This window comes from uncultured Romboutsia sp. (genome assembly GCF_958366745.1).
Lineage (GTDB): Bacteria > Bacillota > Clostridia > Peptostreptococcales > Peptostreptococcaceae > Romboutsia > Romboutsia timonensis.
The window spans coordinates 22,385-29,713 of sequence record NZ_CATXCO010000011.1; the positions used below are offsets into that span (position 1 = coordinate 22,385).

The following is a 7,329-nucleotide window of genomic DNA, read 5'->3' on the forward strand; positions in this document are numbered from 1 at the left end:
AAAAGGGGGACGTATGTATGAATGATTTAGTTGGATTAGTATCAAATCATCAGCAAGAATTTACTCCTTTAATAAAGTTATTTATAGTAATGACATTTATGATGTTTTTACCGACTATCATCTTTATGATGACAAGTTTTGTAAGAATAATCATTACATTCTCATTTTTAAAATCAGCTTTAGGAGCTCAACAATCTATACCTAATCAAATACTAGTAGGTATAGCATTAGTATTGACAATATTTATTATGTCACCAGTAGTAGATAAGATTAATAAAGAGGCTATACAGCCATATAGAGAAGAAAAAATAACTTTTCAAGAGGGAATAGAAAAAGCTCAAATTCCTATGAAAGAATTTTTATTAAAACAAACTAGAGATGAAGACATAAAATTATTTTTAGATAGTGCTCGTATTGATAAAAATGATGCAACAAGAGAAAATTTACCATTACAAGTACTAGTACCAGCGTTTGCAATAAGTGAATTAAAAACTGCGTTTCAAATTGGATTTTTAATATATTTACCATTCTTATTAATAGATTTGGTAGTATCAAGTGCATTGATGTCGATGGGGATGTTTATGCTACCACCAGCTATGATTTCTCTGCCTTTTAAACTTTTATTATTTATAATGGTAGACGGATGGAATTTATTAATTAAATCTTTAATTTTAAGTTTTAATTAGCAAGGAGATGACATTATGAGTGAACAGATGATAATGGGAATAATAACGAAAGCTTTATCTACTGCATTAATGGTAGCAGGTCCAATATTAATAATAGCATTGGTAATTGGTTTGCTAGTTAGTGTATTCCAAGCAGCAACTCAAATACAAGAACAAACATTAACATTTGTACCTAAATTAATAGCTATAGCAACAATACTTCTTGTTGGAGGGAGTTGGATGCTTAATAAGTTAGTAGTTTTTACAAATGAGATTATGAATATAATAGCAAATGTAAAGGGATGAGATAAATGATATTTGTATTTATAAGGATATTAACGTTCCTTGGCTGTATAAATGTAATATTTCCAAGTGGAACTCCTAAGGTATTTAAAGTGATGTTTTCTATATTTATCTCATTTATAATATCTCCTTTTATACAAGCAGATATAGCTGTTCATTCACTTAGTCAACTTATTATATATGCATTAATGGAAACATTAACAGGATTAGTATTTGGCTTTATAACTAATATGTGTTTCAATAGTTTAAAAATAGCAGGGAGTTTAATTGACCAGCAATTAGGTTTATCTATGGCAAGTATATATGATCCAAATACTAATACTCAAAATACATTAATTGAAACTATTTTATATTGGTTAGGAGTAATGATTTTTTTTAGCATGAATGGACATCACCAGTTAATAGCGGGGATACAAAATAGCTTTAACTTAGTTAAAGTAGGTCAACTAATACTTAGCGGAAACTTTGACTATGTAATAAATGTATTTGTTCAATGTTTTATAATTGGAATAAAAATAGCAGTTCCTATGATTTTATCATTACTTATTGCAGAGTTACTAATTGGTTTTATATCAAAGAGTGTTCCTCAATTAAATGTTATGGTAGTAAGTATGCCGTTAAAATTATTAATGGGAATTATATTTATAATGATAGCATTACCATTTTTAATTAATAAAATGCACCATTTATTTAATCAAATACCATCTATTTTAGATGGAACTCTTAGCATGAATAGTGATGCAATTTCAAATATAGGCACAGTTGGATTTCTGTTATCTATGAGTGATAAAACAGAAGAGCCAACACCTAAGAAGAAAAAAGATGCAAGGAAACAAGGTAATATAGCAAAAAGTGCGGAAGTAAATAAAGCTATGACTTTTATAGCTATATTAGTTGTAATATACATGATGTCAGGAAGTATAATTTCTGAACTTCAAGGATTTATAGTTAATATACTAAGTGGTGATTTTAGTATGACTATGAATGATAATACTATAAAAATATTAATGTTTAAGGTAATGATGTCTTTTATGAAGATTGTTTTGCCAATAAGCTTAATTATTATGGTATTTGGAATTTTAGGTAGTTTAATTCAAACAGGTTTGTTCTTTTCAATGGAAAGTTTGAAACCGAAGTTTTCTAAATTAAATCCATTAACAGGATTAAAAAATATGTTTTCAATGAAAGCAATAGTAAATCTTATAAAAAGTATGGTTGTTATATGTATAATGATATATCTTGGATATTCATTTATGAGTAAGAACTTTGAAGGAATAATAAAAAGTGGGGATATCTATTTACCATATATGTTTAATATAGTACTTGACCTTATAAAAAGTATTTTAACTAGTATAACATTAGCAGTAGCTGTTGTAGCAGCACTTGACTATGGATATGAAAAGTTTAGTCACAAAAAAGGCTTAAAGATGACAAAGCAAGAAGTCAAAGAAGAATATAAACAGATGGAAGGAGACCCTCATATAAAAGGAAAGATAAAACAAAAACAAAGACAAATGGCAAATCAAAGAATGATGCAAGCTGTTCCATCATCCACTGTGATTGTAACAAATCCTACTCATATATCTATAGCGATAAGATATGAACAAGGAAAAGATACAACTCCGATTGTAGTTGCAAAAGGTGCAGATGAAGTTGCATTTAGAATAAGAGAAATAGCCAAAAGTCATGATATACCGATTATCGAAAATGTACCTCTAGCAAGACTTATTTATAAAGAGGTTGATATAGATCAAGAAATACCAGAAGAAATGTATAAAGCAGTTGCGGAAGTATTAGTAGCTGTTTATAAGATAAAAAATAAATACAAGTAGAAATAAAGACGAGGTTTAGTATGGATAAATTAAATTTAAAAAGTAAATTTGATATATTTGCTGGATTTGCAATACTAGGAATAGTATTAATGATAATAATACCACTTCCGCCTTTTGCATTGGATATATTATTATCAGTAAATATAGCTTTATCAGTTCTTATATTATTACTAACTCTTTTTTCAACTAATATATTACAGCTATCTATGTTCCCTACAATATTGCTTGTTACAACATTATTTAGATTAGGTTTAAATATATCATCAACAAGACTTATATTAGGACAAGGTTACGCAGGAAGTGTTATAGAATCATTTGGTAGCTTCGTTGTTGGTGGAAATTATGTAGTTGGCGTAATTATATTCTTAATTATAATGATAGTACAATTTGTGGTAATAACAAATGGTTCAGGTAGGGTATCAGAGGTATCTGCAAGATTTACTCTTGATGCAATGCCTGGTAAACAAATGAGTATAGATGCAGATTTAGGTGCAGGAATAATAGATGAAAAAACTGCCAGAAAAAAGAGATCAGAATTACAACAAGAAGTTGACTTTTATGGGGCTATGGATGGTGCATCTAAATTCGTAAAAGGAGATGCAATAGCAGGTATAATTGTAACAATAATAAATGTAATAGGTGGAATTATTATTGGTGTTGTTATGATGAATATGAGTTTTGGTGAAGCAGTACAAAACTTTATAAGACTTACTATAGGAGATGGTCTTGTAAGTCAGATATCAGCATTATTAATATCTGTATCTGCAGGTATACTAGTTACAAAGTCTAGTAGTGAAAAGAATTTTGGTAATCTTTTAGGTAAGCAGTTAACATCTGCACCTGTAACTATTGGGATGACAGGAGCAGTTTTATTAGTTTTAGGATTTCTTCCAGGACTTCCTAAATTATCGTTTTTCACATTAGGTGCTGGTGCATTAGCTACTTCATTTTTATTAAATAAAGAAGAAAAAGAAAAAAATGAAGAATTAGAAGCTGTACAAAATGATGTTGAAGAAGCCAAACCTAGTTTAGAAATGGCAGAAGATGTATCAAGCCTTATAAATGTTGAACCAATAGAAGTTGAAATTGGATATGGTCTTATACCACTTGCTGATGAAGCAAATGGTGGCGATTTATTACAAAGAATAGTTTCTATAAGAAGACAATGTGCAATTGATATGGGGATATTGGTACAGCCAATAAGAATCAGAGATAATCTTCAACTAAATCCAAATCAATATAGTATAAAAATAAAAGGAAATGTGGTGGCTACATACGATCTTATGCCAACAATGTTATTATGTATGAATCCTATGGGTGGTGAAATTGATATTGATGGAATAAGAGTTAAAGAACCTACATTTGGTCTTGATGCATTATGGATAAATTCTGATAAAGCAGAAGAAGCTGAGTTATATGGTTTAACTGTTGTAGATCCAACAACAATATTAGTTACTCACTTGTTAGAAATAATAAAATCAAAAGCACATGAACTTATTGGAAGACAAGAAGTTAAGTTAATTATAGATTCAGCTAAAGAAAGATATAGTGCTGTTGTTGATGAATTAATCCCAGATTTAATGACTTTAGGAGAGGTTCAAAAAGTATTACAAAACTTATTAAGAGAAAAAATATCTATAAAAGATAGAGTTACAATTCTAGAAACTTTAGCTGATAATGCAAGAAATACAAAGGATATAGAACTTTTAACTGAGTATGTAAGGATGGCTATGAGTAGAAGTATTTGTGCTGGATTAGTAGATGAAACTAATTCTATAACAGTAGCTACTTTATCTTTAGAAGTTGAAAATATTATAGGAAACAGCTTACAAAGATCTATAAACGGAACGTATCCAGCAATAGATCCAGATACAACAAACAAAATATTCTCTAGTATACAAAATACAGTAGAGAGTATTCATTTTAATAATAATAGAACTATACTATTAGTTTCTCCAAAAATAAGAGCGCCTTTTAGAAAGTTAGTTGATATGGTATTCCCAAATATAACAGTTTTATCACTAAATGAAATACCAAGTGATGTTCAGATAAAGGCTCAAGGTATAGTCAATATATAGTAGGAGGTGTGTATTGTGACTACTCAAAGTCAAGAAGAATTCATAGTGAATAATATGAATATTGTTAAAAATATAGCATCTAAGTATTATACAGATAAAATAGGATTAGACTATGAAGATTTAGTTAGTTATGGCGTTATGGGACTTATAGATGCAAGAAAAAAGTTTGATGAAAGTAGAGGCGTAAAATTTTCAACTTATGCTTCAATCAGAGTATCTTCATTTATAATAGACGAAATAAGAAAATACTCACCAGTATCAAGAACTTATATGAGCAAAATAAAGGAATACAATAAATGTGTAGATCAATTGCAACAAAAGCTTTTTAGAAAGCCAAGTGAAGATGAAATTGCACAATATATGGATATAACTAAAAAAGAAGTAATTAGTATTAGAAATAAAATGAAAACTTCAAGTAATATATCCATAGACCATACAGTTTCAGAAGGTGAAAAAGAATTTAGTATTATAGATACTATTGAAGATGAAGATATTCTTTGCCCAGAAGAAGCCTTTGAGCAAAAGGAGCTTCAAGATGTGTTAGCTAAAGCAATAGACATGTTAAAAGAAAAAGATCGATTAGTATTATCTCTTTATTATTATGAAGAGTTAACTTTAAAAGAAATTGGGGAAATACTTGGAGTATCAGAATCAAGAGTTTCCCAATTAAATAATAGAGCTATTTCTAATTTAAGAGCTGCTATGAAAAAGTTAAAGTATATTGATTAAGGAGGAATTAACATGCTTAGAAGTATGTATGCATCTGTGTCTTCAATGTTAACTTTACAAGCAAGGCAAGGTGTTATAACTAATAATTTAGCAAATATAAACACAACAGGATATAAAGGTCAAACTGTAGTAGCAAAAAGCTTTGATGAGATGTTACTACATAATAAAGATAGTTATGAAAATGGAGTTTCTAATGTAAAAGACTTAGGTTCTTTAAGTTTTGGAGTTAGAATAGATGATACTTTTACTAGCTATAATCAAGGAAGCTTAGTTTCAACTGATAACAATACAGATTTTGCAATAGTTGGGAGTGGATTTTTCCAAGTCTCTGATGATGCAAATAATACTTACTATACAAGAGATGGTTCATTTAAAGTAAACCATCAAGGTTACTTAGTAACTAATTCTGGAGAATATGTTATGGGTACAAATACCCAAACAGGAAATTCTGAAAGAATATATGTAGGTACAGACCTTATTAGCATATCACCTGATAATAGCGTAATGATAAATGGAGAAAATAAGTATAAATTCAATATAGTTGATTTTGAAAATTATGATAACCTAACTAAATATGGAAATAATCTGTATAAAGGAGAGGGAGGATTTAACTCTAACAATTACAGTATAAAGCAAAAATATTTAGAAGGTTCAAATGTAGATTCTACAAATGAGATAGCTATGATGATGGAAACTGTCAATGAATTTGAAGCAAATCAAAAGGTTATCCAAACTATAGACTCAATACTTGGGCAAATAGCAAGTGATATAGGTAGAGTAAAATAATATTAATAGGAGGAAATATCAATGTATAACATAATGAACAACAGTATAACTGGAATGTCTGCTAATCAAGGAAAAATTGATATTATTTCTAATAATATAGCAAACTCACAAACTGTAGGTTATAAAAAACTAGATTCAGGTTTTCTAGATTTATATACAGATACTTTATCTAGACAATCATATCCACATAATGGAGATAATTTAATAACTGGAACTGGAGTAAAATTATCAAGTGCGACTAGAAACTTAACTCAAGGTGCATTAAAGGAAACTGGTATAAATACAGAAATAGCAATAGATGGAGATGGATATTTTAGAGTAATATCAAATGATGGAACATACAAGTACACTAGAAATGGAGAATTTAGTTTTGACTCAAATGGAAAGTTAGTTGACGATTCTGGAAATATCTTAGACATAACTTATAATCAAGGTATTAATGGTCAAGGTTTAAATTTATCAAATGGAGATCTTACAATAAGCAATAATGGACAAGTATTTCTAAATAAACAAAATGTGGGTAGTATAACTCTATATATGCCACAAGGTAATAATGATTTTACATCAGTTGGAGATAATTTATTTGCTCTTAATGATGGAGCTACACTTACAACGGTAGAAAATCCAAAACTTCATCAAGGATATGTTGAAATGTCTAATGTAAGTATGCAAGCAGAAATGACTGATTTAATTATGGCACAAAGAGCATTTCAATTTAATAGTAGGGCAATGCAGTCTACAAATGAGATGTGGGGAATGATAAATAACCTTAGAAGTAGATAATATCTTGAGAGGAGGTAGGTTTTAATTATGGATGAAAATGTAAGAGTATATGACTTTAAAAAGCCACAAAGATACTCAAGTGATAATATGAGATTCTTATCTGTAGTTTCAGAAGAATTCTGTAAAAATGTAAACTTATTCTTAGCTTACGAA

General features: G+C 29.0%; 7 protein-coding genes. All 7 read left to right on the plus strand.

What is annotated here, in order from left to right; genetic code table 11:
* Positions 1–17 precede the first annotated feature (17 nt).
* Genes fliP through Q5F54_RS02020 form a run of 7 tightly spaced genes read left to right on the plus strand, consistent with a single transcriptional unit; the run spans position 18 to position 7,176 of the window.
* Positions 18–686, plus strand: coding sequence for a flagellar type III secretion system pore protein FliP (gene fliP / locus Q5F54_RS01990; RefSeq protein ID WP_288563934.1), 669 nt, complete (start codon positions 18–20; stop codon positions 684–686).
* 15 nt (positions 687–701) lie between these two features.
* The gene (gene fliQ, locus Q5F54_RS01995) at positions 702–971 is read left to right on the plus strand and encodes a flagellar biosynthesis protein FliQ (RefSeq protein WP_071119230.1); all 270 of its coding nucleotides are present in this window, start codon (positions 702–704) and stop codon (positions 969–971) included.
* A gap of 5 nt (positions 972–976) precedes the next feature.
* Positions 977–2,800: a fused FliR family export protein/FlhB family type III secretion system protein gene (locus tag Q5F54_RS02000; protein WP_302333920.1), complete on the plus strand. Its 1,824-nt coding sequence runs from the start codon at positions 977–979 to the stop codon at positions 2,798–2,800.
* A gap of 20 nt (positions 2,801–2,820) precedes the next feature.
* Positions 2,821–4,878 carry a flagellar biosynthesis protein FlhA gene (gene flhA / locus Q5F54_RS02005; RefSeq protein WP_288563936.1) on the plus strand — a complete coding sequence of 686 codons (2,058 nt, stop codon included), beginning with the start codon at positions 2,821–2,823 and terminating at the stop codon, positions 4,876–4,878.
* A gap of 15 nt (positions 4,879–4,893) precedes the next feature.
* Positions 4,894–5,607, plus strand: a complete 714-nt coding sequence (locus Q5F54_RS02010) for a sigma-70 family RNA polymerase sigma factor (RefSeq protein ID WP_074010947.1) — start codon at positions 4,894–4,896, stop codon at positions 5,605–5,607.
* Between the two features lie 12 nt (positions 5,608–5,619).
* On the plus strand, positions 5,620–6,393 hold the full coding sequence (locus Q5F54_RS02015) for a flagellar hook-basal body complex protein (RefSeq protein ID WP_302333921.1): 774 nt from the start codon (positions 5,620–5,622) through the stop codon (positions 6,391–6,393).
* Positions 6,394–6,414: 21 nt separating this feature from the next.
* Positions 6,415–7,176 (plus strand): flagellar hook-basal body complex protein, encoded by a 762-nt coding sequence (locus tag Q5F54_RS02020; RefSeq protein WP_288525499.1) that lies wholly within the window; start codon positions 6,415–6,417, stop codon positions 7,174–7,176.
* Positions 7,177–7,329: the final 153 nt, after the last annotated feature.

Excerpts from the sequence above, each read along its gene's own strand:
- fliQ (WP_071119230.1), top strand. The coding sequence starts at position 702 with ATGAGTGAACAGATGATAATGGGAATAATAACGAAAGCTTTATCTACT.
- Q5F54_RS02015 (WP_302333921.1), top strand. The coding sequence starts at position 5,620 with ATGCTTAGAAGTATGTATGCATCTGTGTCTTCAATGTTAACTTTACAA.
- flhA (WP_288563936.1), top strand. The coding sequence starts at position 2,821 with ATGGATAAATTAAATTTAAAAAGTAAATTTGATATATTTGCTGGATTT.
- Q5F54_RS02020 (WP_288525499.1), top strand. The coding sequence starts at position 6,415 with ATGTATAACATAATGAACAACAGTATAACTGGAATGTCTGCTAATCAA.
- fliP (WP_288563934.1), top strand. The coding sequence starts at position 18 with ATGAATGATTTAGTTGGATTAGTATCAAATCATCAGCAAGAATTTACT.
- Q5F54_RS02000 (WP_302333920.1), top strand. The coding sequence starts at position 977 with ATGATATTTGTATTTATAAGGATATTAACGTTCCTTGGCTGTATAAAT.